This window comes from Leptospira biflexa serovar Patoc strain 'Patoc 1 (Paris)' (assembly GCF_000017685.1).
Lineage (GTDB): Bacteria > Spirochaetota > Leptospiria > Leptospirales > Leptospiraceae > Leptospira_A > Leptospira_A biflexa.
On sequence record NC_010602.1, the window covers coordinates 2,354,471 to 2,379,446 of the forward strand.

The 24,976-nt window shown below is 40.2% G+C and carries 22 protein-coding genes and 1 riboswitch; of the genes, 12 read left to right on the plus strand and 10 right to left on the minus strand.

All coding sequences use genetic code 11. The features are described 5' to 3' along the window. Positions 1–70: 70 nt before the first annotated feature. From LEPBI_RS11290 to ileS, 3 genes are all read left to right on the plus strand, one after another. Positions 71–2,245 (plus strand): hypothetical protein, encoded by a 2,175-nt coding sequence (locus tag LEPBI_RS11290; RefSeq protein WP_012389248.1) that lies wholly within the window; start codon positions 71–73, stop codon positions 2,243–2,245. A 13-nt stretch (positions 2,246–2,258) separates the two neighbouring features. Then, complete coding sequence (locus LEPBI_RS11295) at positions 2,259–2,888, plus strand: leucine-rich repeat domain-containing protein (RefSeq protein ID WP_012389249.1); 630 nt, start codon at positions 2,259–2,261, stop codon at positions 2,886–2,888. Positions 2,889–2,949: 61 nt separating this feature from the next. Beyond that, positions 2,950–5,697, plus strand: coding sequence for an isoleucine--tRNA ligase (gene ileS, locus LEPBI_RS11300; protein ID WP_012389250.1), 2,748 nt, complete (start codon positions 2,950–2,952; stop codon positions 5,695–5,697). 153 nt (positions 5,698–5,850) lie between these two features. On the opposite strand, the gene murJ is transcribed toward ileS, so the two are convergent. The 4 genes from murJ to lipB are packed head-to-tail and all read right to left on the minus strand — an operon-like array spanning position 5,851 to position 10,063. After that, positions 5,851–7,479 carry a murein biosynthesis integral membrane protein MurJ gene (murJ, locus tag LEPBI_RS11305; protein WP_012389251.1) on the minus strand — a complete coding sequence of 543 codons (1,629 nt, stop codon included), beginning with the start codon at positions 7,477–7,479 and terminating at the stop codon, positions 5,851–5,853. An 11-nt stretch (positions 7,480–7,490) separates the two neighbouring features. Then, positions 7,491–8,360: an STAS domain-containing protein gene (locus LEPBI_RS11310; RefSeq protein ID WP_012389252.1), complete on the minus strand. Its 870-nt coding sequence runs from the start codon at positions 8,358–8,360 to the stop codon at positions 7,491–7,493. 3 nt (positions 8,361–8,363) lie between these two features. Continuing rightward, on the minus strand, positions 8,364–9,350 hold the full coding sequence (locus LEPBI_RS11315) for an LIC_12071 family protein (RefSeq protein WP_012389253.1): 987 nt from the start codon (positions 9,348–9,350) through the stop codon (positions 8,364–8,366). Positions 9,351–9,406: 56 nt separating this feature from the next. Then, positions 9,407–10,063, minus strand: coding sequence for a lipoyl(octanoyl) transferase LipB (lipB, locus tag LEPBI_RS11320; protein ID WP_012476331.1), 657 nt, complete (start codon positions 10,061–10,063; stop codon positions 9,407–9,409). Here lipB and LEPBI_RS11325 point away from each other — a divergent pair. From LEPBI_RS11325 to LEPBI_RS11335, 3 genes are all read left to right on the plus strand, one after another. Further along, on the plus strand, positions 10,046–10,579 hold the full coding sequence (locus LEPBI_RS11325; RefSeq protein WP_012476332.1) for a type II toxin-antitoxin system antitoxin SocA domain-containing protein: 534 nt from the start codon (positions 10,046–10,048) through the stop codon (positions 10,577–10,579). The two genes, lipB and LEPBI_RS11325, sit on opposite strands and share 18 nt — an antisense overlap. Beyond that, the gene (gene panD / locus LEPBI_RS11330; RefSeq protein ID WP_012389256.1) at positions 10,576–10,932 is read left to right on the plus strand and encodes an aspartate 1-decarboxylase; all 357 of its coding nucleotides are present in this window, start codon (positions 10,576–10,578) and stop codon (positions 10,930–10,932) included. Before LEPBI_RS11325 ends, panD begins: the two co-directional genes overlap by 4 nt. 65 nt (positions 10,933–10,997) lie before the next feature. Then, entirely contained in the window at positions 10,998–11,852 is an 855-nt protein-coding gene (locus LEPBI_RS11335; protein WP_012389257.1) for a hypothetical protein, read from the plus strand. A 294-nt stretch (positions 11,853–12,146) separates the two neighbouring features. On the opposite strand, the gene LEPBI_RS18940 is transcribed toward LEPBI_RS11335, so the two are convergent. Further along, positions 12,147–12,359, minus strand: coding sequence for a hypothetical protein (locus tag LEPBI_RS18940; protein ID WP_012389258.1), 213 nt, complete (start codon positions 12,357–12,359; stop codon positions 12,147–12,149). Between the two features lie 85 nt (positions 12,360–12,444). Here LEPBI_RS18940 and LEPBI_RS11345 point away from each other — a divergent pair, with 85 nt between their 5' ends. From LEPBI_RS11345 to LEPBI_RS11360, 4 genes are all read left to right on the plus strand, one after another. Next, the gene (locus tag LEPBI_RS11345) at positions 12,445–13,254 is read left to right on the plus strand and encodes a hypothetical protein (protein ID WP_041769871.1); all 810 of its coding nucleotides are present in this window, start codon (positions 12,445–12,447) and stop codon (positions 13,252–13,254) included. Positions 13,255–13,326: 72 nt separating this feature from the next. Further along, positions 13,327–13,638: a thioredoxin gene (trxA, locus tag LEPBI_RS11350; protein WP_012389260.1), complete on the plus strand. Its 312-nt coding sequence runs from the start codon at positions 13,327–13,329 to the stop codon at positions 13,636–13,638. An 18-nt stretch (positions 13,639–13,656) separates the two neighbouring features. Beyond that, a complete protein-coding gene (locus tag LEPBI_RS11355; RefSeq protein WP_012389261.1) occupies positions 13,657–15,810 on the plus strand; it encodes a cAMP/cGMP-dependent 3',5'-cyclic-AMP/GMP phosphodiesterase in 2,154 nt (717 codons plus the stop codon). 51 nt (positions 15,811–15,861) lie between these two features. Beyond that, on the plus strand, positions 15,862–16,992 hold the full coding sequence (locus LEPBI_RS11360) for an acyl-CoA dehydrogenase family protein (RefSeq protein ID WP_012389262.1): 1,131 nt from the start codon (positions 15,862–15,864) through the stop codon (positions 16,990–16,992). 212 nt (positions 16,993–17,204) lie between these two features. Here LEPBI_RS11360 and thiC read toward each other — a convergent pair whose 3' ends face one another. The 3 genes from thiC to LEPBI_RS11375 all read right to left on the minus strand — a co-directional run bounded on the left by thiC (position 17,205) and on the right by LEPBI_RS11375 (position 21,162). Next, complete coding sequence (thiC, locus tag LEPBI_RS11365) at positions 17,205–18,752, minus strand: phosphomethylpyrimidine synthase ThiC (RefSeq protein WP_012476333.1); 1,548 nt, start codon at positions 18,750–18,752, stop codon at positions 17,205–17,207. 118 nt (positions 18,753–18,870) lie between these two features. Beyond that, positions 18,871–18,983, minus strand: a riboswitch (TPP riboswitch). Positions 18,984–19,049: 66 nt separating this feature from the next. Next, entirely contained in the window at positions 19,050–20,558 is a 1,509-nt protein-coding gene (locus LEPBI_RS11370) for a hypothetical protein (RefSeq protein WP_012389264.1), read from the minus strand. Between the two features lie 232 nt (positions 20,559–20,790). Continuing rightward, the gene (locus LEPBI_RS11375; RefSeq protein WP_012389265.1) at positions 20,791–21,162 is read right to left on the minus strand and encodes a PilZ domain-containing protein; all 372 of its coding nucleotides are present in this window, start codon (positions 21,160–21,162) and stop codon (positions 20,791–20,793) included. 109 nt (positions 21,163–21,271) lie between these two features. On the opposite strand from LEPBI_RS11375, the gene LEPBI_RS11380 reads away from it, so the two are divergent. Both LEPBI_RS11380 and LEPBI_RS11385 read left to right on the plus strand, forming a co-directional pair. Further along, positions 21,272–22,429: an Lsa36 family surface (lipo)protein gene (locus tag LEPBI_RS11380; RefSeq protein ID WP_012476334.1), complete on the plus strand. Its 1,158-nt coding sequence runs from the start codon at positions 21,272–21,274 to the stop codon at positions 22,427–22,429. A 121-nt stretch (positions 22,430–22,550) separates the two neighbouring features. After that, positions 22,551–23,174 carry a hypothetical protein gene (locus LEPBI_RS11385; RefSeq protein WP_012389267.1) on the plus strand — a complete coding sequence of 208 codons (624 nt, stop codon included), beginning with the start codon at positions 22,551–22,553 and terminating at the stop codon, positions 23,172–23,174. Here the strand turns inward: LEPBI_RS11385 and LEPBI_RS11390 are convergent. Together LEPBI_RS11390 and LEPBI_RS11395 are read right to left on the minus strand one after the other, a co-directional pair. Further along, positions 23,171–24,451: an MFS transporter gene (locus LEPBI_RS11390; RefSeq protein ID WP_012389268.1), complete on the minus strand. Its 1,281-nt coding sequence runs from the start codon at positions 24,449–24,451 to the stop codon at positions 23,171–23,173. The genes LEPBI_RS11385 and LEPBI_RS11390 overlap by 4 nt on opposite strands. 80 nt (positions 24,452–24,531) lie before the next feature. Next, positions 24,532–24,900 carry a phasin-related domain-containing protein gene (locus tag LEPBI_RS11395; protein ID WP_012389269.1) on the minus strand — a complete coding sequence of 123 codons (369 nt, stop codon included), beginning with the start codon at positions 24,898–24,900 and terminating at the stop codon, positions 24,532–24,534. Positions 24,901–24,976 lie beyond the last annotated feature (76 nt).

Genomic DNA, 24,976 nt, shown 5'->3' on the forward strand with positions numbered 1-24,976 from the left:
GTCAATCCATCTACTTTCTCTCTTGCTCTTGGGAAAATCTCCTGTAAACTTGTGACTTAGCAGGTACATTTTGGAACCATTCTCAGATTTTGGAGAAACAGAAAGCCCACTCACAGGCAGTGTTTCCGAACCATCATATTTTATCTCATTACCCAAAAACATTGCGAGTTATTCCCTCACCTCTCAGGCCATATTAGAAGAATTAAGAGTGCGCCACAGACGACTTGAGATGCATGGGAGTGCAGAAATCACCCCCACTCTTTTTCTCACATTGGATTCCATTCCAGAACTTTTATCCAAACAAGTGCAATTGACAGAAGCACATAAAACCAATCTTGCCATTAAAGAAGCATTAAGGGAGTTAGCAGGTCTTACAGAATACAACAAAGATCCTGTAGTCTATTTTTATCCCTTTATCTTACTTGTGGACCAAAAACTGATTTTTCGTTTGAGTATGATCTCTCCGCAATCCAAAGAAAAAACAGATGTGGTACCGTTTCGCCGTTCGTGCTTTAAGTATAGCATTGATTTGGTGGATCTGTTACTCAAGAATCGATCCACTCGAGATTTAAATTTAGAGGAAGAAAATCCAGGTTCACTCTTACTTCGTACTGACGCCAAAGGAGTGGTTTATTTTTTCCCAACCAAACTTAGTTTTGAATCCGAATTAGAATCCATCCTTCGTTCGAGTATGGAGCCATTTGGTCCGCTACCAGTTAAGGACTTTATTGTCGATGTGGTCACTCGTGGCAAAGAAACTGCAAGACTAGTCGAGATTGTTCCAGGTTACCATTTTGTTTTGCCAAATGGTTCCCACCATCCCGAATACGCCAAACATTTTGTTGTGCAACTCGATGGACTTAGGTCTTATGCTTTTCCATATCTCAAACGATATGCAAATCAAAATAAATATGTAGGTTTCTTAGAGAAATTAACTGAGTTAGAATCAAAACTTCCGATAAAATCTAATGATCTACTAAATCTAAACCCTTCACTTTTACAAGAATTGACTGCTTTACTTGGTGAATTCCCCTTTGATCAGTTCACAAGTGAAGAATCCATTCGCGTCAAAAATGGGATCCAAGAGAGTCTCATCATCTTAAACAAACTGTCCCGTTTCCTCTCCGAACAAAAGAAAGAAGACGCAGAAGATGAATTATTTTCTTTGATTCAAAACTTAAGCACGAAGATTGAAGATAATACGAAAAACACTCTCACTCTCACCAAACTGAATTTAAACGCGGAATTAAAGCCTCTTAACTTAAACTCAGAACCCGAGAAAAAAAGAGTAATGGAAAGAATTGTGAAAACCCTTTCTGATACATATGGATGTTTGGAAATGAAAGAGGAAAACTTCCACGTATTCTTTGCACTCGACCAAAAATATCTTTCAAAAGTAGAAGAAAACACATTCAAACTCGCAAAATCGAATCATGAATATCGAAACGAACTTCCGATCCTCGACCAAATCAGAAACATTTTAATGAATCGATCGGATGTATCCATTGACAAAGAGGAACCTAACACATCTAAAATCATAGATGAGAACGTAGACAACTTCTCTGTTATTCCGAAAGAACCTAGAGTGTCGTTTTCATCCTTACAGGAAAAATTCCATATCCCAATCGGTGTGTTCAGTTTCTTAACCATCGCATCCGTTGTCACAGTTGTCTCACTTCTCATTGGTTCCCTTGAGTTTATAGTAAGTGGATTCCTAGTTAGTTTTTTTATGGGGCTCATTCTTGGTTATTTGTATCGAAAGGATGGAAAACCTAAACAAAACTTTGAAAAACAAAAACAAGAAACTCCCAAAGAAAACAGATCACTGAACATCGCGAAGGTGGCTGAAAGTTTCATTTATCCTAAAAAATTCAATAGTATTGCTGAAAAAGTTTATGATTACAAACGATTGCGCAATCATATCGAAGATTGTGTGGAAGACATCAAATTCCAATTATCACCAGCAGATAAAAATAAAGACTCAAATAAAATTGTTGCTGAAATTGAACATGCCATTTTACAAATTTCTGTTGTGATGAAAATCCCAGAAGCCATCCAATTAAAGAATCGATCTAAGGAACTCATTCTCTCCAAATCAGATTTTCGAACCATTTTATTCCGAACACAACTTGCCGAATACTACCGTAAGGAAGCAAGTTTGTATAAATCGGACAGGGACCAGATGGACTACATCCAGTTTATCATCCGAGAATTAGAATTTGGCTATAACAAATATTTAAAGTGAAAATTCTGGCTGTATGAAGTCATTTGGTATTCCCGTTTATGGTTTGTTTTTATTCCTTTCATTCACAATTGGATGTAATAAGGAAGTGGTAAATGCAGAAATTTGGTTTGAGGAACACAAAACCGAAAGGGTTCTCAATCTTTCCAATAAAGAAATCGGAAAGTTACCAACTTCCATCGGAAACTTAAACAAAGTCGAAGAACTCACTCTACAATACGATTCCCTCGAGTCACTTCCACGAGAGATTGGAAATTTAAAACAATTAAAAATCTTAAATCTATTTGGAAATCCTTTGAAGTCCTTACCCGAAGAAATTGGAAATTTGGAAAACCTGGAAGTATTACTCCTTGGTCGCACTGACTTAAAAGAAATTCCACCTTCCCTCGCCCGTTTAAAACAATTAAAAACACTGGCTCTTGACGAAACCAAAGTGCAACTAACAGAGGCCGACGTAGAGGTGATCGCAAACCTTCCAAAACTTGAAATCCTTGATCTCAGTTTGATGCGCGAATACAAAACCCTTCCCAAAAACCTAGCAAAATTATCGTTTCTCAAACAACTCATCTTTCAAAAAACGCTTTTGGAAAAAGCAGATGTGGTGAGACTCCGAGACGAATTGCCCAAGGTCCGAGTGAAACTATAAGAGTTTCGAAGAATTTTTTTCCGTTTTCTCTTTGGCCTAGAGTACAAACATTGGTCTTACTATGGCCAAACCAGAAACGGAAAATCCTTATTCTAAAACAGTCCTCCTTCCGGAGACCAGTTTTCCCATGAAAGCCGACCTGGCAAAACGTGAGCCAGGCCAAATCAAAGTTTGGAAAGACCAAAAGGTCTTCCTAAACATGAAGGAAATTCGTAAATCCAAACCAAGTTTCGTTTTGCATGATGGGCCACCCTATGCAAATGGAAACTTCCATGTGGGTCACTCCCTCAATAAAATTTTAAAAGACATCATCATAAAATCAAAAACACTTTCTGGTTACCAAACAGATATGATCCCAGGTTGGGATTGCCATGGACTTCCGATCGAAGTACAAGTGTTAAAGAATCTTGGGAAAGAAGCAAGAAACACAGGGCCAAGTGAATTACGAAAAAAATGCCGAGAATACGCTGCAGAATTTGTTGGCAAACAAGGTGAAGACTTAAACAGATTCCTTTGTTTTTGGGATGAAAACAATAAATATCTTACCATGGCTCCTGAATTTGAAGCAAGGATTGTCGAAGTCTTTGGTTCTCTTTTTGCAAAGGGTTATATCTACAAAGGAAAAAAACCGGTGTATTGGTGCATTGATTTAGCCACAGCACATGCAGAAGCAGAGATTGAATACCAAAACCATGTTTCGCCTTCCATCTATGTCAAGTTTGCTGTCAAAGGGGAAACCGATACCCATTGCCTTATCTGGACAACAACTCCATGGACTCTGCCTGCAAACCTTGCGATCTGTTTCAATGAAGAACTACCTTATTCACTCTTTCAATCGGATGCACATGGTAGGCTCATACTTGCCGATGGATTAAAAGAAGCAGTAGAACAAAAAACAGGGATCACTCTTACAAAAATAAAATCCCTTTCCAATGCCGACCTAAAACAAATGGTATTCCTCCATCCATTCCTCGATCGTGAGTCCATTCCTCTTTTTGGAAACCATGTCACACTTGATGCAGGAACGGGTTGTGTGCACACAGCACCAGGGCATGGAACAGATGACTACCGCGTGGGAACTGCGGCAGGCCTACCTACCTTATCACCTGTTGATGATTACGGCCGTTATACGGACGAATTTGAAATGATGAAAGGAATTAAAATCTGGGATGCTAATCCAAAAATTGTAGAATTACTACGTGAAAAAAATGCACTCGTTCATTTTTCGGAATTCACCCACTCCTACCCACATAGTTGGAGGAGTAAAAAACCTTTGATTTTTCGAGCCACACCACAATGGTTTTTTTCCATTGATCATAATGGACTTAGGGATGAGTCTTTAAAAGCCATCGACAAAGTCCAATGGATCCCAGATTGGGGGATCACAAGGATTCGATCGATGGTGGAGTCAAGACCTGACTGGTGTTTGTCGCGCCAAAGGAATTGGGGAGTTCCCATCCCTTCCTTTACTTGTAAGTCGTGTGGATTGACTCATTTAGACGACAAAACCATCCAACACTTCATCCAAATTGTGAAAAAGGAAGGAATTGAAGTATGGTATGAAAAAGAGGCAAAGGATTTATTACCTGCGGATACGAAGTGTTCAAACTGTGGATCGGAAGATCTAAAACAAGACAAAGATATATTGGATGTATGGTTTGATTCTGGAGTTTCCAGCTTTGCGGTGTTTGGTGATTCAATAGGGAAAGAGCCTGCTGATCTTTACCTAGAGGGATCTGACCAACATAGAGGTTGGTTCCAATCATCCTTATGGCCCTCCATGGCAATCCGAAAAACACCACCCTACAAGTCGGTGCTCACACACGGTTATGTGTTAGATGAGAAAGGCCATGCCATGTCCAAATCCCTCGGCAATGTGATCAATCCGACAACCGATATCATCAATCAATACGGAGCTGATATCCTACGCCTTTGGGTGAGCACACAAGATTTTCGTGATGATGTGAAAATCGGAAAAGATTCGATCAAAACGGTTTCGGAAGCTTATCGTAAAATTCGTAATACTTTTCGGTATTTACTTGGGAATACAAGTGCAGAAACCCTCACTTGGAATTTAAAAAAAGAAGAACTGGATACCATTGACAAATACTACCTACACAAACTGGCAAAACTGAATGACGAGGTAAAGAAGTTATACGACACCTACCAGTTCCACCAAGTGTATCATAAGATTCTTGGATTTTGTACGGTAGATTTGTCACAAGACTACTTCGAAATCATCCGGGATCGAATGTATTGTGATGCCAAAGAATCCAAAACAAGAAGGTCATCAGAATATACACTAGCTGTGATATTAGAAGTCCTTTCTAAACTTTTAGCACCCATCCTTTCTTTTACGACTGAAGAAGTATGGACAAGTTTTGGGAAAAAAGATTCGGTTTTTTATTCTGACTTTTCTGACCTGACAGAGTGGTTGGATGAAAGTTTAGAATCCAAAATGAAACCTGTTTTTGAAACGAAGGAAGATGTTCAAAAAGCATTGGAAGAAGCAAGAAAACTTGGAAAACTCGGGAAATCATTAGAAGCAGAAGTTGTGATCGATGGCAAAAAAGATTCACTCCCCTTTTCTTCCGAAGAACTGGCGTTATTCTTCGTTGTCTCCCATGTTCATTTTGAAACAAATGGAATCCAAGAAGTGTTCTCTGAATGGAAGGGAGAATCTGGTTCCATCCAAATTCGAAAACCAAAACATTTCGAATGCCCTCGTTGTTGGCGCCATGTTTCCGAAACAGAAGGAAAACTCTGCAAACGCTGTGATGAGGTAGTTTCAAAATTATCACCAAACTAAGGTGAAATCAAATTTAACCAGTTTGAAGATTTGAATTCCCGGACCCGAAACAAGGGTAAGGTTGGATCAAAAGATAACAAAATGGGCAATGGAACTGAGAGAGAAGCAGAGACTCTTTTACTTCACTCAAGGATCATTGCCTAAGTTTTATATTTAGGATTTAGACTTTTGTTTCCATTTTCTTAAAAACCTACCAAGAATGATCTCGGATTCAGAAAGCCCAGTGTAGGTTGCAATTCCAAAGTATAAAATGATCGCCGGTACGATGGAAAGAACAAGACTCAATCGACTGAGATTGGCATAACCAAGACCAAGGGAACTTACTCCAATACTGTGTAAGTTTGGCTTCACTACCCATTCAGAGAATACAAGCCAAAAGAAAAGTCCAAAGAGTGCTGGCACCATCTTCAACACACGTTTCCCAACGGTGGCAAAAGGAATTGTCACTTGGTGTGCTTTTAAATAAAATAATAACAAAGAAGATGTGACAACGGCACTGAGTGCAGATGCGAGGGCGATCGCAGAATGTTTGAGAAACACCATAAGTCCGATGCTAACCATCACACTCAAAAGAAAAGAAATCAATTGGATACGAAGTGGAGTTTTCGTATCGGAAAAGGCATAATAAGAAGAAACCAATACCTTATTGATGCTATAAAAAGGAATGGCCAATGAGTAAAATACAAGTGGAAAAAAGGCAGTGAGGGTTGCTAAATGGTCCCACCTTCCCCCATAATAAATGGAATCGAGAACTGTTTCTCCAAGTACCGCCAAACCAATGCTTGCAGGTAATGTCAAAAAGAATGCAAATGACAATACATCAGCAATTTCTTTCGGAATATTTTCTTCTCTTCCTTCGCGCAAATCTTTTAGAAGGGAAGGGAGAATTGTTGTAGCAAGTGCCACTCCAATGATCCCAGTCGGAAGTTGGACCAATCTTTGTGCATAATCCAGACTCACAACCGCACCAAGCCCTGGATTTTGATTTTGGATGTAGTTTGCAAGAAAGATATCTACAAGAAGTCCTATTTGATAAAAACTCCCACCAAGGGCTGCAGGTAACATGAGTTTAAAAATCTTTTTGATCGCAGGGTGTTTGAAATCCAACCGAAAGATAGGACCAAAACCATTTCGGTAAACATACCAACCTTGCACAAGGAGTTGTAATACCCCACCTGAAACGATTCCATACGCGAGTAAAAAAACTCGTTCTTTGATTTCATGATAAAAAGGGAAAACAAATATAAATACAATCAAATAACTAAAGTTAAGGATAATGGGAGACAAAGAAGGAACAAAATATTTGTGATGGGAGTTTGAGATCGACATAAAAATCGAAGACAAACTTGCCGTCATGATGAGAAAAAACAAAACTAATGAAAGTTCTACGACCAAGTTTCCATATTCAGGAGTTCCACCAACTAGAGTTGGTAAAAACTGAGCGACAAAAAACCAAAAAATAGCAACGAATACAGACAAACAGAGAAAAAGAAAACTTAAGACGGTTCCCGACATCACTCGAGCTTCCATTACACCCATCTTCTCATATTCCGAAAAAATCGGCATAAAGGATTGGCTTAAGGTTCCTTCCGCAAGTAAATTGCGAAACATATTGGGAAGTCGGTAAGCAACACTAAATGCTGAGGCAACCATTCCTGTTCCAAAACTAACAGCCATAAAATGGTCACGAATGAGGCCTAAAATTCTAGATAAAAAGGTATAGAAGGATAAAGCAAGGGACCGTTTCGTACTCGACCCATTCCCTCGATCTTGGTTTGTCATAAAACCAGGATTTAGATTGGATTTAATTTTTCAAGAAAACGGATGGAACCATTTGGACTCAATTGGAACTGAGTTTTACAATTGGGACATTCATGTTTTCCAAATTTAAACAATCGTAACCGAGTGCCACAAACTTCACATTGGATGATCCTTTCCACCGTTTCCAATTGTTTGGTTTTCGATTGGATATAACTGGGAATTTGGGCCAATTTGGTTTCTGGTTCCTTCCCTGATTTGTAAAGAGAAAACCTTCTTTCCAGTTCTGTATGTAAGGAATCTTTGATTTCCAATCTAAGTTGGTTTAATTTTTCTTCGAGTACTGTTTCCATGGGAGATGGAGAGGATTTGGATGAAGTCGTTTCATCCTGGATGGATTCCAAACGAGAAATTGGTTCTTTCTCTTGTGAAACTTTCCCTTCCCCTTTCGACTTTCCTGTAAAATAAAATCGAATTTGATTTTCTTCCGATCGTTTCTCCAATCCTTTCTCTTTTACGATTGGTTCTGCACCTTCTTTTCGAACTACAGTTTCTTCTGATTTTTTCGTTGCGACATCTACTTGTAATAAAAAGGATTCTGCAGAATGATGATTTCGAAAGATAGGAAGTTTATCAAAAAGACCAACTAGTTTTAAAACGTCTTCCACTTCCGATTTGAATCCATAAATGGCATATACCGCATTCGACTTCACAATCTGTTTGTGAATTTTAATCAGGATACTGATTCCATTGGAAGTGATATAATCCAAAGCTCCCATTTGGAATAAAAACTTTCGATACCCTTTGTTCAGTTGTGACTCAAAGTAACGATAAAAATCTTCTGCACTGGTTCCGTCCAAACCACCTTTTAATTGAATGGAAAATACTTTGTCTAATGATTCCATAATTTATCCTAAGAAAATTGCATCTTGAATTGTCTGTTCATTTGGATCAGTTTTGATTTGATTCACCACTGGGCCGCCTGGTAAAACTTCCACATCAGGAGATGTCACATTCATATTGGTTTCTTTGTGATCCATCTCTACTTCTAAAACACTCACTGGTTCACCTTCTTTATCCGAAGTTTCCAAGGTTTTTTTCTGTAAAATGGGTAACGACTCACCTGTCTCAGGTTGGAGGAGCTGGTCTTTTGTCACAAACAATGTATAGGCGACAAATGCTCCTGTTAGGAGCAAACTCACTACAAAAGCAATGAGTGCGTAGTTCACTACCATCCACTCTGCAAGTTTCCATTGGTTTTCAAATAATAAACCTAAGTTCCCTCGTTCATAAACAAGGACAATGAGACCAGAAACATCCAATGTTCCCGGTTTGTACAAGGGCGAGGTCAATCGTACAGTGTTTGATTTTGCTAGTGGAAGATACGAAAGAACCCACTCAAATCCTTGGCGAACCTTTGGGTCCCGTTTGGAATTTAGAATTGGGTTTTCACCATTTTCAGGTTCCGACCACTCCCATTTTTTCATCCGAATCCCTTTGCGAAAGAAGGTCGATTTTGAAAGTTCCTCATCTGGTTTTCTTTTTCTTAGTTCTTCTAAGGTATAAATAGAATCTGTAGAAACAAGTAAGGTGGCATCTGGTGCATACAAACTGATCTTTAAAAAACGAAATTCTTCCGGATCTTTTTTGGACTCGTCCACATACCGATGGAAGGTCTTATCCAATTCAAGATAACCTTCTGGATTTAATCTTTGTTCGGCTGATTTTGCCAAAGCCAAACTCAAATCACGTGCCCTATGGTCAGAAATGAACTGCTCTTGGATGAGAGCATTTTGTAAGGACTCATAAAACGTCCAAACCACTCCACTGAGAGCAAGGGTTTCCGAGAGGATAAAAAAGAGTAGAAACGATAGAAAAAAACGTGAATATTTCATGGATCCCCCTTTTACTTTTCGGCCAAATCCGAAGAAATGCCGTAAGAAATTCGAATTTAAGGGAGAAGTGAGAGGAAGTGGCGGGAGAATTGCAAAACAAATTCCTTTCGTTTTTCCCTGAATCCCTCCGAAAGTCCAAGTGCTTCAAGGGATATCATATCACTGGCACGTGCCCCACATGGATTGATCAAAGAAAAAGTACCAAGAGTATTGATCCCATTCAAAGCAAAACCAAAACTTGTAAAATAAGATTTGGCATACACACCTTCCGAGATGAGTTTTTTATTTGTCCCTTCCGTGTACAAACCTGGTGCTTTCGGATTTTCCACCAAGGTAAGGCCCCAAGTTCTTTTCACTGCTACCACCAAACTCTCGTTTAAGTTTCGTAAAAAATCCCCCAAACTCAAATTTCGTTTTTTCAGATCGATGTGGAGGTAACCTACGATTTGGCCTGGTTCGTGGGCTGTAAAGTCCCCACCGCGCGGGAGTGTGACAAGGTGAACTCCCAATGTTTCAAGTCTCTCCTTAGAAACCAAAAGATTTTCCGCTTTCGCGCCTATGCCTCCTGTCAAACATGGACTGTGTTCTAAAAAGAGCATGGATTCCCTTCGATTTTTCCTGGAATTTTCCTGGAAATCCAAGTATCTTTGGTAGGGTACAATCGAAGGAAAGAGATAGGAAGGTAGTCCTTTTTGATGGAGAAACTTTGTCATGCGATCCTTTGGATCCTCGAAAAATCACCGAATGGCCGAGCCCGCTTGGATTTAGCGAAGCTCCTTTACTATTCGGATGGTGTCCATTTCCAAAAACATGCGGAAATGATCACACGAGGAGACTATATCCACTTAGAAGACTCACCTTACCCCGTCAAACTGAACGAAGCACTTTTGTATTTAAAAGAAAAAGGCCATATCGACGTACTCCCAAAAATAGAAGGGAACGGAATCCAAGGTTTTACCCTGCGATTTGCGAGACCCCTAGATGGGCTCATTTTATCGCGGGAAGAAAAACGAGTGATGATGAAAGTGGTCGAAGCCTTCCGAGGGCGTGTGGTTGACGAAAACCGCCATTACCCCAACCTTTATGAAAATTATGTCGTCACACCCTTATTTGATGCCATCCCGTTTTCAGTGGACAGGATCAACACGAAAATCCATGTCCTTGTCCAAAAAAGCCTTTTGAATCTATCGGGCAAAATGTTTAGAGTTTTATTTGAGAGGTCAGAATGATCATCACTGTTTGCAAAGGCAAAATCCATAGAGCCGTCGTCACTGAGGCAGAACTCCACTACGAAGGTAGCCTCACCGTTGACCAGGACCTAATGGACATGGCGGGTATGAAACCCTATGAACAAGTGAGTGTGGTGAACGTCAATAACGGTGCCAGATTCGAAACTTACCTCATCGTAGGAGAACGAGGTTCCGGGACGATTTGCCTGAACGGTGCGGCCGCAAGACTCGGGATGAAAGGTGACAAAGTCATCATCATCACCTACGGCCAGGTGGAAGAAAAGGATCTCCCAAACGATTACCAACCGAAAGTTGTCTTCGTGGACGAGAACAATCGGCCGAAAAAAGCCTAAATTCCCTAATTTTTCTGGGGCATTTCTTCGATACTAACTGTATAAACCAAATTGGTAGTCGGAACATGAACAAAACAATATTCGCTCTTTCATTCACCCTTCTCAGTTTTGCGCTATTTGCACAAGAATCTGGGAATCCGCAAGGGACACAAGTTTCCGCAGCTTCTTCCAAAGACAACCGGGATCTATACCCTCTCTCCATGTATGACGCAAGGATTCGTTTAAAAAACGTAACCTTCGTTAGACGACATGCAGATACAGGAAAAGGTGAATTTTTAGATGTCCAAGTGGAAATAGAATCTCGAGTTCCAGAAGACCACGAATATTCGATTTTTGTTTTAGCAGGTTTTGAAGGAGATCGAGTGAATAAAGATGAAAGAAAACTCGTTCCGTATCCTGCTTGGCGTAAAGCTGACCCTGAAAAAGACGAAAGAACATTATACTTCTCGAATATCATGCCAACTCCATTCACTGCAAAAGAAATTTGGGGTGAAGAAACTTACGCTAAGAAAAAAGAAGAAATGGAAAAACGTCACTATGCAGGATTTGAAGCGGCAATGCCAGAACCTACATTCACTGAAGTTGTGGATTACCTATGCAAAAACAATGCAAAAGCTCTCCCCTTTACATTGTTTGGTGAAACTGGTCCAAGTAAAGAAAAACAAGTGATTTATAATTACGTAGGTCAAACTGCGGATGAAAAAAAACGCCAAGTGCATGAAACTCTTCCGAAACATACCTATACGATTTATAATAATAAATACAAAACAACCATCACAAGCCACCACTACACTCAGTATCGACCCAATTTTTTAAGTTTCAACAAAGTGGCAATTCTTGTGTTTGATACAAAAAAACCGACTAACAGTTTATTATTCCGTAAGTTCATCGATATCTCTGACTTAAAAATCACTTACTAAAAGACAAACCTCGTCTCATCCAAGGCCAATCATTGGTCTTGGATCCATTTCCCATTCTATCCTTTCACCTCTTTTCCAATCTTACCCTTCACCCACTGTTTCCAATCTCATTCACTTAACCCTTTTCAAACCAAAACAATTGAGGATGTTACCAAACGGAAACTTTATTAGAATCAAATGGGAATCGAGGTTCTGCAAAGAATGAAAAAGAGAGAAGTGATGAATGGGGTAATGAAATGCGACGGCAAATCAGTTTACGCCATCCTAAATCATAAAAATTTGGGAGAATTTGGATTAGTGGTCTGTTCCTTCCGGGCGAATGGGAGGGAATTGTTCCGAAGCTCGGACCCTCCACTCATCTTCTGGGTGGTTCAGATGCAACCAGCCATTGGCAAAATCCCAACGACCGTCCAAATCCAAAAAATCCCAGAAAATCGCCTGGTTCATGTATTTGTAGGTATCGAGTAAATCGAGGAGGTCCCTGTATTTCCGCGGAGAATTTTCCATTCTATTCCAGTTTCGGTAAACTCGGGTCCAGGTCGACGTTTTTTATGGACAAAACCAGGTCTTTCTGCCGAAAATGATACCAGACATGGCCATCACGAAGGAAAAAAAAGCTGACTTCAATGACAAACTGGTAGATTTCAAAAACTACCTAGAAGAGTTAAAAAAAGAAGCCAATATCTTCAAAGTCCAAGCTAAAAAAAGTAAGGAGATGGAACCTTATTTTAATATCTCTCTTGCTATCAATTCCATCAAAACCATTAACACCTGTATTGTGATCAATGAACTCTCTACAGCCATTCTTGAGATCAATAATAACAACTACTTAGAAACTGCTAGAAAAGAAATTTATAACTGCATCTCTTATATTGAAAAAACAGTTGGGAACAATATTGACGGTTCTCTTTCGGAAAACAAAGAACTTCTGGCAAAAATTGAAAGGTTCACACCCACCCAAAGGTTAAACCTCATCAAGGGACTCCAACAAGCGATGAAAAAAACCATTACTGCTTTTGGAACCAATTCCAAGTGGAAATGGTCTTGGCCCGATATCAATTTCCGAGTGGCCGCTTGCACCAAAAATCTTTTTGATTTCATCGCGTATGAAAAAGAACAAGATTTAGAGAATCCTTATTATTATATCCGAAAGGAACACTTCAACCTCATCATCGAACTTGCCAACCAAGCGGCCCAGGATTATAGGTCAAAATTCGAAATGTCAACACAAGATTCCACAGATTTGAAACATTCTGTGGAAATGTTAGAGATGAACCGTAAAATATTCCAAATTACGGGCGAAAACGAAGATTTGGAAAAAACAAAAACTCTCATCGAGTCCTTCCAACAAAAGATCACCGACCTCGAATCTGACGAGAAAAAGAAAAAAAAGAAACAATAATCGACGTTTTTCCCTAGAATCCCCAGTCTAGTTTATAGAAAGGTTATACGTTTCAAAAGGAGATTTCGAAATATGGCACTTACAGAAATCAATGACGCCAATTTCAAAGCAGAAACTGCAAATGGCGTGGTTTTAGTAGATTGTTGGGCAGAATGGTGTGGACCTTGTAGAATGGTAGCCCCTGTTCTTGACGAACTTTCGCAAGAAATGGCGGATATCAAAATTACAAAACTAAACGTTGATTTCAACCAGAAGACAGCGCAGGAGCTCGGTATCCAATCCATCCCTACCCTTCTTCTCTATAAAGATGGAGTTTTAGTTGATAAAGCAATTGGTGCTTTACCAAAACCGCAAATTAAAAAATTTATAGAAAATCACAAGTAGGAAATAAATTATCCCCTAATGGTCAGTTCCGAACCGAATGGTTTTACAGCGCTCCCTAGAGGGGGATATTTAGTCGATACTTCAGAAGGGTACATCCAGTTCGGATCCCCTCCTGAAACCATAAAGGACACCATGGGGTTAGAAAAACAAACCCCTTTGGTGTTTGTCCTCCCCAATAAATTTTTCCATGTGGAAAAAGGTATCTCAATTGCCGAATTAGAATTCCCCATTTATTTTAATTTTTTCTTTCGTGGTGGCAAAAAGACCTTTATCGTTTGTTCCCCTGAACAGAAAGAACAGCTAACCATTGTTCTTGGGGAATCCCTTATGGGACCTCAGGAAGTGAATCTTTCTTCCGAATTTATCGACGGTGCGGATAGTTTTGGTTTTCCTGATATCAAGGCCGAAATGGCATACTTCCGTAGTTACAAATCGATGGAAGAAGTGGTCGAGTTCGTTTTATTCGATGAGTCCCACAAAGCCAAGTTTGGTGGAATCACCATCGAACAACTTCCCTCCAATGAATTCCTCGTTGTGGACGGCGAAAAAAAAATCAAAATCCCTGGTGAAGTGGACTTCCATGTCAAATATGATATTGGAAAACGTTTGGAGGAGCCCTTCCAACCACCACTGATTGGGATCACTTGTCTTGGTCCTTCTCACGGGTTTGACCCGTCAGACAATACATCGGGTTTTATCATTTGGTTGAATGGACAAGGGATCATGGTGGACCCACCAGTGAACTCAACGGAATGGTTACGAGAGTCGAATGTAAACCCAAAGTTTATCAACTCTATCATCCTCACCCACTGCCATGCGGACCATGATGCAGGAACCTTCCAAAAAATCTTAGAAGAATCCAAAATCACAATCTATGCAACAGCAACTGTGATGGAATCTTTCCTTAAAAAATATTGTAGTCTTACAAAGATCCCACGAAAAGAAATCACTGATTTATTCGATTTTATCCCAGTGGTGATTGGAAGGCCCACCATCATCAATGGTGGGGAATTTTATTTCCACTATGCCATTCATTCCATCCCTTCCGTTGGGTTTGAATTTTTTTTCCAAGACCAATCCTTTTATTATACCTCTGACCACTTAAATGACCCCGAAGCCTTCGAGGACATGTACAAAAAAGGTGTCTTACCGGAAACACGGTATCAATTCCTCAAAGATTTTCCTTGGGATCGTAAAATCATCTACCATGAAGCCGGTGTTCCGCCACTCCATACCAAAATCAGTTACCTGGCTTCCCTCCCAGAAGAAGTACAAAAACGGATCACAGTCTATCATATCGCCGCAAAAGATATGCCCAAAGGAAACCACCTAACACTCGCTAAGTTTGGAATTGAAAATACACTCTATCCTAAGATCACTCCTCCCAAACACCAAGAGGCCTTCCAACTCTTAGAAATTTTATCTCAAATTGATATTTTCTCAGGATTTCCGATTGAGAAGGCAAAAGAGTTTTTACAAATCGTAAAAGAAGAACGTTTCCGTCGCGGGGAACAGATCCTCAAAAAAGGAACCCACGGGGACAGATTTTTCATCATTGCTTCTGGGAATGTCCGTTTTGAGGGACTTTCGAGTGACCACTCTGCCGTGAAACGATACGGCACTTACGAGTACTTCGGGGAAGCATCTCTCATTTTGGATACGGTGCGACAAGCTGATGTGTATGCAGAGACAGATGTCCTTGCTCTCACCATCGAAAAAACACGTTTTTTCCAGTTCATCCGTGGTTCCAAACTCCATGAAAACTTAATCAAACTGAATAGCATCCGAGAAACCAATACCTGGAAAACACTCACCGAGTCCCAAACCTTTCGTGGCCTCACAAGTTACCAAGTCACCCAACTTGAGCTCATCTTAAAACTAGAAACAGTGAAAAAAGAAGCCGTCCTCATTGAAGAGAGCCAAACCTTTCAAAATGCCTACATCGTCAGGTCAGGGACCGTTGTTGTGATGCAAAACCACAAAACCATCCGAGAACTGGGTCCCGGGGATTTTGTGGGGGAAATTTATTCTCTCACGAAAGGCCTTCCTTCGCATTTCAGTTTCATTGCTTGGCCAGGGACAGAACTCTATGTGCTTTCCCAAGAAGACGCCATCCAGTACATCAAGAAAAATCCTGGTGTCTATATGAAGCTGAACACTGTTTATAATTGACCTCATTTCGCCATTTCTGTAACATTTCCATATCAAGGAGTCACAAATTTTATGGAGCGTATCCTCCCCTTTACTGAAGAACACCAACAATTCCGCGAGATGGCTCGGAAATTTTTTGAAACAGAAGTCAAACCACACCACGAGGAATGGGAAAAAAACCACATAGTCCCAAAGGAAGTCTGGAGGAAGGCAGGCGACAACGGACTGCTTTGTCCCGATGTACCGGCGGAATACGGTGGCTCTGGGGCTGACTTTCTTTACAACATCATCATCATCGAAGAATCCTCACGGGTTGGAAATAGCGGCTTTTTTATCTCCCTCCACAATGACGTGATTGCACCGTACATTTCGACCTATGCAAACGACGAACAAAAGAAACGTTGGTTGCCAAAATGTGCTTCAGGCGAATCCATACTCGCGGTTGCCATGACTGAACCAGGAGCTGGCTCCGATTTAAAATCCCTTCGAACCAGTGCCGTCGATAAGGGAGATCATTTTGTGGTGAACGGACAAAAGACGTTCATTTCGAACGGACAATTGGCTGATCTCATCATCACAGCCGTGAAACATGATAACGGAACCATCTCACTTCTGATGATCGAAGAAGGGATGAAGGGATTTGAAAGAGGTCGTAACCTCGATAAAATCGGACTCAAAGCCCAAGATACTTCTGAATTGTATTTCAATGATGTGATTGTTCCCAAAACCAACCTCATTGGTAAACAAGGACAAGGGTTTCGTTACCTGATGCAAAAACTAGCACAGGAACGTTTGGTGCTCGCGGTAGCAGCCGTGGAAGCAACAAGGCTTGTACAAACCATCACCCTCCAGTACATCAAAGAAAGAAAAGCATTCGGCCAAAAGATTGGATCTTTCCAAAACACAAAGTTCAAAATGGCAGAGATGGCAACTGAACTTGAAATGGCACAAGTTTTTTGTGACAAAGTGGTCATGGAACACATGAAAGGTGAGAACACAACTGCCGAAGCTTCCATGTGCAAATGGTATGCGACTGAGATGCAAAAACGCCATACCGATGAGTGCCTACAATTCTTTGGTGGCTATGGTTATATGATGGAGTATCCAATTGCAAGAGCTTATCTCGATGCAAGGATCCAAACCATCTATGCGGGAACCACTGAGATCATGAAAGAAATCATTGGTAGAAGCTTAGGCCTCTAAGGATCTAATTGATTTAAGTCTATCCCTTTCTGTATTCTTTGGCATATGGAAAGTTCTGAAAAACTTTTCTTTTGGTTCTAATGAAGCGAAAACCAGGCAAAACTTTGCCTGGTTTTTTTATGGTTTCACTCGATTTGGCACCCTAGTCGACCAAATATGAAAAAGCAAATGGTTTCCCTTTGCCTCTTGCACTGCTCCACCCAATGATCAATCTATCCCTTTCCTTCCTCTCCTCTTTCCTTTGAACCAACTTCTCCGCTGACACCAACGGTATCTTTCCGTAAGTCGGATGTGAGTCGCATCGAACAAAAATGAGGCCCACACATCGAACAGAAATGTGCCTTTTTCATTCCATCCTGCGGGAGGGACTCGTCGTGGTATGACCTTGCCAGTTCAGGATCGAGTGAGAGTGCAAACTGGTCTTCCCAACGAAATTCAAACCGAGCTTTGCTCAGCAAATCATCTCGTTCCTTCGCACCTGGGTGGCCCTTGGCAAGGTCTGCGGCATGAGCTGCAATTTTATAAGCAATCACTCCATCCTTCACATCTTGTTTATTGGGAAGACCCAAATGTTCTTTCGGTGTCACATAACAGAGCATAGCGGTTCCGTACCAAGCAATCATGGCAGCACCAATGGCAGAGGTGATATGGTCATAACCAGGAGCGATGTCTGTGACAAGGGGACCAAGAGTATAAAACGGTGCTTCCATACAGATCTCTTCTTGTAACTTTACATTTTCTTGGATGAGGTGCATGGGAACGTGGCCTGGTCCCTCTACCATCACTTGGATGTCAAAGGCCCAAGCACGTTTTGTGAGTTCCCCTAAGGTTTTGAGTTCTGCAAATTGTGCCGCGTCATTGGCATCATTGATACAACCTGGCCTTAGCCCATCACCTAACGAGTAAGAAACTCCATATTTTTGCATGACTTTTGAGATTTCATCAAAATGTTCATACAAAAAGTTTTCTTTTTTATGATGGTTACACCACTTCGCCAAAATGGAACCACCCCTCGAAACAATGCCTGTGATTCGATTTTCTGTGAGCCGGACATAGTCACGTAACACCCCTGCATGGATGGTAAAATAATCCACACCTTGTTCTGCCTGCTCTTCCAAGGTTTCGAGGAATACTCCAATATTTAAATCTTCTACTTTACCCTTTACCTTTTCCAAGGTTTGGTACAAAGGAACAGTTCCAATGGGAACTGGCGAATTCCGAATGATCCATTCCCTTGTTTCGTGGATATTCTTGCCAGTGGAGAGGTCCATCACGGTATCGGCACCCCAATGTAAGGCCCAACGTAGTTTTTCCACTTCATCATCAATCGAAGACAGAATGGCCGAATTTCCAATATTGGCATTGATTTTCACTAGAAACTTTTTTCCAATGATCATGGGTTCCAATTCCAAATGGCGTTTGTTAGATGGAATGATGGCACGACCAATTTTGACTTCATTCAATACAAATTCAGGACTCATACCTTCACGTTTGGCAACATATAACATCTCTTCTGTGATGATGTTTCTTTTTGCATAATAGAGTTGGGAAACATTTTGATCTCCCCTACTTTCCCTAACATCAACCCAAGGTTTTCTCAGTTTCGGGATCCCTTGTTTGTAATCATACGTTTCTTCATGGATACAATACATCCCTTCTGTGCGGTAGGTTTTGTATTCGGTTCCATCCGACAAAGGAATGGTCGTTTCTGGTGTAAACATTTCCTTTATAGGCGAATGGTTTGAATGGTTTTGAGACATGAGACTTCCTTGGCCGGAATCACTCATCGCTGGTTTGGATGGAAAGGAAAAGAAGTATAACCAATGTTAATGTCGACTAAAACCATTTCGAATGAACATGGCCACTGACGCAAACTAAGGAATATTTTTCCCGTTTCCCTTCGCAAGCATTACCAAGATCAGGTTCAAAAAGGGTATTTCTCAGCCGAATTTTTGGAAAACCAAAAACCTTAGGCACCCCTAACGGTTATCTCTCAATTGATTTGGTCACAAAATTTTGACAATCTTTTATTCAGAATGAGGAAGGAAGCTCCATCATTATGTTTTATTTTTTCTTGGTAAGTATTTCGCCTTCATCTGGTTGTATTTGACTTTGGACAAAATACTTTTTTCCCATTCCAAGGGGAATTCATCTCCGATCAAAAAACGAAACAAACGATATAAAAACGAAACTTGTTTCCAATACACGATGTTTTTTGCTTGGTTATAAATTGTTTTGAATTTTCGATTCGTGATAAAGTTTTTTTTGACATTGGGGTATTTCTCCATCAATGTCTCAAATATATACAAAGTGTGATCCCCCTCATAATGATGTTCGATGATTTTTTCCATCACAATGTTTGCCGAAGAGATGTCTTTGGATAGGAACACCCAATAAAAATTTGAATTGTAATAGTATTCACAAAACATCACATCATCTGATTTTTGTAATTCCAAGATCACACGATCATTCCCCGTGTACATAGCTTGGTCGATCAGTAAAAAGCGACTGATAAAATTATCACCCATTTTCAACATCGTATATAAAATTTCAAAATGTTGTTTGGCTTCTTTCTCTGCTTTTTCCTCAGAGATTTTTTCTGCCTTTATTGAAAGTAAGTGGTATATTTTCACAAATTCTAAAATGGGAAAATTTTCATAGGAAAGAGTGGATTGAATGGTTTCTAAAAATGTAATTTGTGGAAGATAAGATTTATTCCTAAGTACATCAATATTACTATGAGAAATACTTTGTTTCATCTCTTGGAAATTAACATTTAAACTTGGCTCCATCGTAAGGATGGTCGGTATGATTGTTCCTTCAAAAAAAGGAGCAAATTCCAATTCTTTTTGGATGACGTCGGTTGTGTCGTAGTACACCCATCCAAGCGTTGGCAAAAAGAAATAAATTTCAGAATTGATGAATCCATCTTCCAAATAATGAACCAACTCATCACGAAATTCTAATTTGGTTTGGAATGGCGTCTCATACTCATATAACAATGATTTTATGATAGAATTTGGGGGAGAGTTCAGCTGGTCGACGGGTATTTGTAATAAATCTGCTGTTTGAATTTGGAAGTTATCGACTAAAAAATTTTGTAAATTCACGAATGACCTGGCGGCGATCGCATTATAAGCAAAAGCATATTTTTCTTCGACACGCTCCCCCGAATACGAAACAATTGCCAGCTCCACTTGTATTGGTTCCAAAAGAGAATGATAGGCAGGAAGATCATTGGCAGATGGTTCCTCTTCTTTCCTCGTAAGATAATAAATTGGCATAGCCAAATCTTGATCCAACAAATTTTGAATGAGCGTGACCATTCCTTTTCCATATACTTTTAATTCATTTTCTCGGAGTGTTTCGGAATTCAGCTGGAAGGCAAAATAACTTTGATTGAGATCAGGAACACATAACTTTCGTAAGCTTGCCAATATTTTGGCGGCTTGGTCAGTTAACATCAATTCTCGTTTGTGAGAATCAAACAAACTGTCCAAAAACATGGGTGTGTAAATTTTAAATTGGTCTAATCTGGAAACTCCCGAAAGCCGAAACATTGTCATAATTCCACCTACAATCCACAGGGACTATGGGTGGGCCCAGGGAATCTGAACCCAATATAGATAGAATCATTCTAAGAATCAATTGTAATTTCAGTATATAAGTAAAAACGAATGATCGTATATACTCATTTGAATTTGGCTTTTCCAGGAATCCTTGATCCCAGTAAACCGATAGATCGATTCCAACAGAACCAATTTCCACTTCCAAAAAAAAATAAGAACGAACTTCTGTTTAGTTTAACACACGTCCTTGCCGTACCATTCGGTTGACATAGACTTGTAGGTCTTGTTTGCCTTTGGGTCCAATCGCTGTAAACTGAACACCGTATACTCCTAACTCTTTGGATTTTTTCCCAATTTGTTTGATCACACCCTTGGCTAAAAAATCTGCCAAATCCCCTGGTAAGGCGACAAGGATTTCAACGGTTTCATTCATATCCCATTCATCAAAATGATTGGGAGCCACAATCCCTACTCCACCCAAACTGATATCACTAGCATACAAAACGTCAAGGAGCGAAGTTCCCATCAAATGGATCTCGACGGGTTCATTTTCTAGGGGTTTGACACGGACATGTTTCCGTTTTTCTTGGATGGGGGCCATAGTGGAAAATTGGCACGGATTTCTTGGGTTGTAAACTAGGAAATTCTAGGTCCTTCAGTTGTTAAGAAATCGTAGACCAAACTCCGATATTTGGTATGATAGGGGCTTCATGAGAATTCGTACAATCACATTCATCGTTTTTTTGGGCTCTTTTTTATTATCCCCTAGCCGAATGGAAGCAGGTGTCACTTGTACGGGAGATGCTTGTAGCATTTTGCCTGCATCCATTCAATCTCAAATCAATAACCTCGACCAAGCCCTCCAATTGCAATATACCGACAAAGTTCTCGCGACCATGTCAGAAGCATCAGTGGTTTCTAATATCAATTCGTCACTCATGGGACCAGGCCTTGTGAACCGTTTCCAGGTTGGCCTTGGAGTGGGACTTGCAGGACAACAAAAAGAAGATATCAATGTCGTGTACCAAAACTTAAGTTTTCAAAAATTGCCAAATGTGGGTGCCTCTGTTGCACCTAACTTTGTTGTGGCGGTAAACTTAGGTTGGCTTATGGGTGGTGGACCCTCTGATACAGAACCTGAACTCAAAACATTTCTCCACAGATTCAATTTATACCTCCATGGATTTAAATTTAATTTTTCCCAAGGTGATGTACAAAAAGCCATCGAAGCTCAAAACAAAAACGTAGATTTGGGGGGAGACATCACTACAGGTGGTTTCACACTCCGTTATCATTTGATTGAAAATTACTCAGATGGAATTGGCCTTTTTGAATTCTCTGGAATCTCAATGGGGCTTGGCCTACATTACCAAAGACAAGCCATCGATGTTACCTACAATGATAACAAATCACAATCACTCACCTTAGGCCCAGCGGTAGGAACCTGGGGTGGTGCTACGACTTTCAATTATACAAGCACAGTCACAAGTGTTCCCATTGACCTTCGAACAGGCTTTCGGTTATTTTATTTCTTTACGCTCTTTGCCGGTGGTGGAACCTCCATGAACTTCGGTAGTTCTTCCTTGAACCTAAGTCGGTCTGGTCCCCTCGTCCTTGCCTTAGATTCCAGTGCCATCTCCGCATCTCTATCACCTGAGATTGCCGCTTTGATTCCCGCTTCCGCTTTGGGTCAAACTCGATCAGGGACACTAGCGATGGACATCAGTGGGAAAGCACAGGCGCCAAACACCACGAACTTCCTGATCGCTGGTGTGGAGGTCAATGCCCTGATCACTAAAATCACGGTGGAAGCAGTGGTGGCCCAAAACGTTCAATCCGTGATGGTTGGGGCAAAATTTACCTTTTAACTCTCCTTTTGGCATTCTTTTTGCAACTTCATAAGCAGTGAAGTTTTGGAACCAGTGCAGGGTCTTCCTGACACGTACTGTTTAGGTTCTGAACAAATTGCGAACGTTTTAGGAGAAATTTATGGCCCAAGTCATGCAAGAAATCAAAAAACCCATCCTACATATCTCTTGTGTCCCAAGAAAAGACACAACTCTCCTAAAAATCTCTCTCTCCCAAGATGATTTGGGGATATTGTACCGGGTGACTTCCGTCCTTTTTAATCATAGGTGGGATATTTTGGAAGCAGTTGCAGAAACGGCCAGTGACGGACATGTGCAAGATTTATTTGTCATTCGAAGTTGGGACAATGCAGAAATGACAGAAAGTTTATTATCTCAAATCCGATCCGATCTGTATTCTTTGTTTTATGAAGGCAAGTCGGTTGCGATGTATCTGCGTGAAAATGCAAAAGAAGAAATCCTCGTTCGTAAGATTGGAGATTCGGAAGCATCGCTCAAACTGTATAACCCCATCTCTTCGGACTTTACAGTGATGGATTTGCGAATGAAGGACACACCTGGGATTTTATTCCAAATCACGGAAGCCTTGTACCATTTGGGCATTGATATCATTAGCTTCACAGCCAATAGTTTTGATGGAAAAATTCGAGATAGTTTCCTTGTCCGCACTTCCCTCACGGGAGAGAAGTTGGACGAAAAATTGATGTTCCCGATGCTTCGAGCAAAATTGGAATCCTTCCTTTAAGTCGATCTTTGTTTTTGAAACGTAAGTAAAATGGTAAACCCACAAAGTAGGACAAATGAAATGAAAAACGCTAAGATCGGTCCTTTCTGAAAGTATAACAGCGAAAAGACGACGGGAGACACGGCTCTCCCGAGGGATCCAAAACTACGGAATAATCCGAGAGACCTACCTAAATCTCCTTTTCCACTTTCTAGGGAGGCAAAGGAACTGAGTCCTGGATTCACAAGAGCACTTCCGAAGGCCAAAAAGAATAAAGAGACAAACAATCCAAAAAACTTGGAACCGATTAGCACAAGGAGTGCCATCCCAAAAACAACAACCACTCCCCCAAATAATGAAATTGTTTTTTCAGATATTTTTCCTGACAATCGTCTGACTACACCACCTTGTACAAGTATGATGACGATTCCAATGTACAAAAATGTGAATCCAATTTCTTTGGGAGAAAACTGAAAGGTATCAGATAGAAAAAAATTCACAACAAATTCGAATCCTGAAAAACTTAAAACAAACAAAAGATTGAGTAACGAAATTCGAACCAAATTCCTTGATTCAATTTTTTTTAAGGATAAAAAAGGATGGATCTCTTTTTCAGGAACTGATTCCGGTTTGTTAGCTGGTAAAAACAAGTATACAAGCACCATGGAAACAAGAGAAACAAGGATCGCAAAAAATGCGGAAGCAGGAAAAACCACAACACTTCCCTCTTTGTAAAACGAATCGAGGAAGTTCCATTGGGAACTAATCCCACCAAGGAGTGGACCCATCACAAACCCAAGTCCAATCCCGGCACCTAAAAGTCCCATCCCTGCCGCTCTCGATTTTTCATCGGTTTGGTCGGCCATGGCCGCAGAGGCAACTGATAAATTCCCACCCATGAGACCAGTGATGACGCGACTCAAAACAAACATCCAAAACTGCGATGAAAATAACCATAAAAGGTATCCTAATGTGTTTCCAAGAGTTGTGAAGACTAAGATCGCACGTCGACCAAAAATATCAGATAATCTTCCCCATACTGGTGCAGCTAAAAATTGTAAAAAACTATAAATACTCCCTAAAATTCCACCAAACAATACAAAGGTGTATTTGGTATCCCCACCAAAGGACAAAAGATTAGCTGCAGAATAAAATGTGCGAAAGAACACATCATCTCCTTTTGCCAAAAAAAATTCTAATGTTTTAGGAAAAAGAGGAAACAAAAGGGAAAATCCCATCATATCAGTAAAAACGATTAAAAATAAAATGAATTGGATTTTTTTAGGAGACTGACTCATCAGAGCTACTCTCTGAAATCAAATAAAAAAAGCCACAGAAAACTCTGTGGCTTTTTATGATTTTCATCAATTTATTCTGATTAGGATTTTGATTTAGCTTTGTCTATGAGAACCTTTAATTCATCTAACGTTTGTTTTAACTTTTCTTTTACTTGAGGAGGAATTGCAGTGTCAATCTGTTGGTAAATTGATTGGTAGTTTGTTTGTAACTTTGCTACAATTTCATCATAACTTGCGTTAGTTTTTCCAATCGCACCTTGTGCATCTGCAATGGTTTTACTAAGAAGGTCACGGATTTTTTGAGTTTCAGCGGACTTGTCAAGTTCCCCTTTTGATTTAAGCTCAGTATAAACTTTTTCTAAGTCAACGATCGAAGATTTTAATTTTTCTTCTCCAGAACGAAACAAAGCGATTCCAGCGTTAACAACATCCATTACCAATTTTTCCATACAACATACCTACTGAAGGGAGAATCCCTTGATTTTGGATTCTAAGTGTAAAAAGAAGAAATGGGGATTACAATAA

Excerpts from the sequence above, each read along its gene's own strand:
- LEPBI_RS11295 (WP_012389249.1), top strand. The coding sequence starts at position 2,259 with ATGAAGTCATTTGGTATTCCCGTTTATGGTTTGTTTTTATTCCTTTCA.
- ileS (WP_012389250.1), top strand. The coding sequence starts at position 2,950 with ATGGCCAAACCAGAAACGGAAAATCCTTATTCTAAAACAGTCCTCCTT.
- murJ (WP_012389251.1), bottom strand. The coding sequence starts at position 7,479 with ATGACAAACCAAGATCGAGGGAATGGGTCGAGTACGAAACGGTCCCTT.
- LEPBI_RS11310 (WP_012389252.1), bottom strand. The coding sequence starts at position 8,360 with ATGGAATCATTAGACAAAGTATTTTCCATTCAATTAAAAGGTGGTTTG.
- LEPBI_RS11315 (WP_012389253.1), bottom strand. The coding sequence starts at position 9,350 with ATGAAATATTCACGTTTTTTTCTATCGTTTCTACTCTTTTTTATCCTC.
- LEPBI_RS11325 (WP_012476332.1), top strand. The coding sequence starts at position 10,046 with ATGGAGAAACTTTGTCATGCGATCCTTTGGATCCTCGAAAAATCACCG.
- lipB (WP_012476331.1), bottom strand. The coding sequence starts at position 10,063 with ATGACAAAGTTTCTCCATCAAAAAGGACTACCTTCCTATCTCTTTCCT.
- panD (WP_012389256.1), top strand. The coding sequence starts at position 10,576 with ATGATCATCACTGTTTGCAAAGGCAAAATCCATAGAGCCGTCGTCACT.
- LEPBI_RS11335 (WP_012389257.1), top strand. The coding sequence starts at position 10,998 with ATGAACAAAACAATATTCGCTCTTTCATTCACCCTTCTCAGTTTTGCG.
- LEPBI_RS18940 (WP_012389258.1), bottom strand. The coding sequence starts at position 12,359 with ATGGAAAATTCTCCGCGGAAATACAGGGACCTCCTCGATTTACTCGAT.
- LEPBI_RS11345 (WP_041769871.1), top strand. The coding sequence starts at position 12,445 with ATGGCCATCACGAAGGAAAAAAAAGCTGACTTCAATGACAAACTGGTA.
- trxA (WP_012389260.1), top strand. The coding sequence starts at position 13,327 with ATGGCACTTACAGAAATCAATGACGCCAATTTCAAAGCAGAAACTGCA.
- LEPBI_RS11355 (WP_012389261.1), top strand. The coding sequence starts at position 13,657 with ATGGTCAGTTCCGAACCGAATGGTTTTACAGCGCTCCCTAGAGGGGGA.
- LEPBI_RS11360 (WP_012389262.1), top strand. The coding sequence starts at position 15,862 with ATGGAGCGTATCCTCCCCTTTACTGAAGAACACCAACAATTCCGCGAG.
- thiC (WP_012476333.1), bottom strand. The coding sequence starts at position 18,752 with ATGTCTCAAAACCATTCAAACCATTCGCCTATAAAGGAAATGTTTACA.
- LEPBI_RS11370 (WP_012389264.1), bottom strand. The coding sequence starts at position 20,558 with ATGACAATGTTTCGGCTTTCGGGAGTTTCCAGATTAGACCAATTTAAA.
- LEPBI_RS11375 (WP_012389265.1), bottom strand. The coding sequence starts at position 21,162 with ATGGCCCCCATCCAAGAAAAACGGAAACATGTCCGTGTCAAACCCCTA.
- LEPBI_RS11380 (WP_012476334.1), top strand. The coding sequence starts at position 21,272 with ATGAGAATTCGTACAATCACATTCATCGTTTTTTTGGGCTCTTTTTTA.
- LEPBI_RS11385 (WP_012389267.1), top strand. The coding sequence starts at position 22,551 with ATGGCCCAAGTCATGCAAGAAATCAAAAAACCCATCCTACATATCTCT.
- LEPBI_RS11390 (WP_012389268.1), bottom strand. The coding sequence starts at position 24,451 with ATGAGTCAGTCTCCTAAAAAAATCCAATTCATTTTATTTTTAATCGTT.
- LEPBI_RS11395 (WP_012389269.1), bottom strand. The coding sequence starts at position 24,900 with ATGGAAAAATTGGTAATGGATGTTGTTAACGCTGGAATCGCTTTGTTT.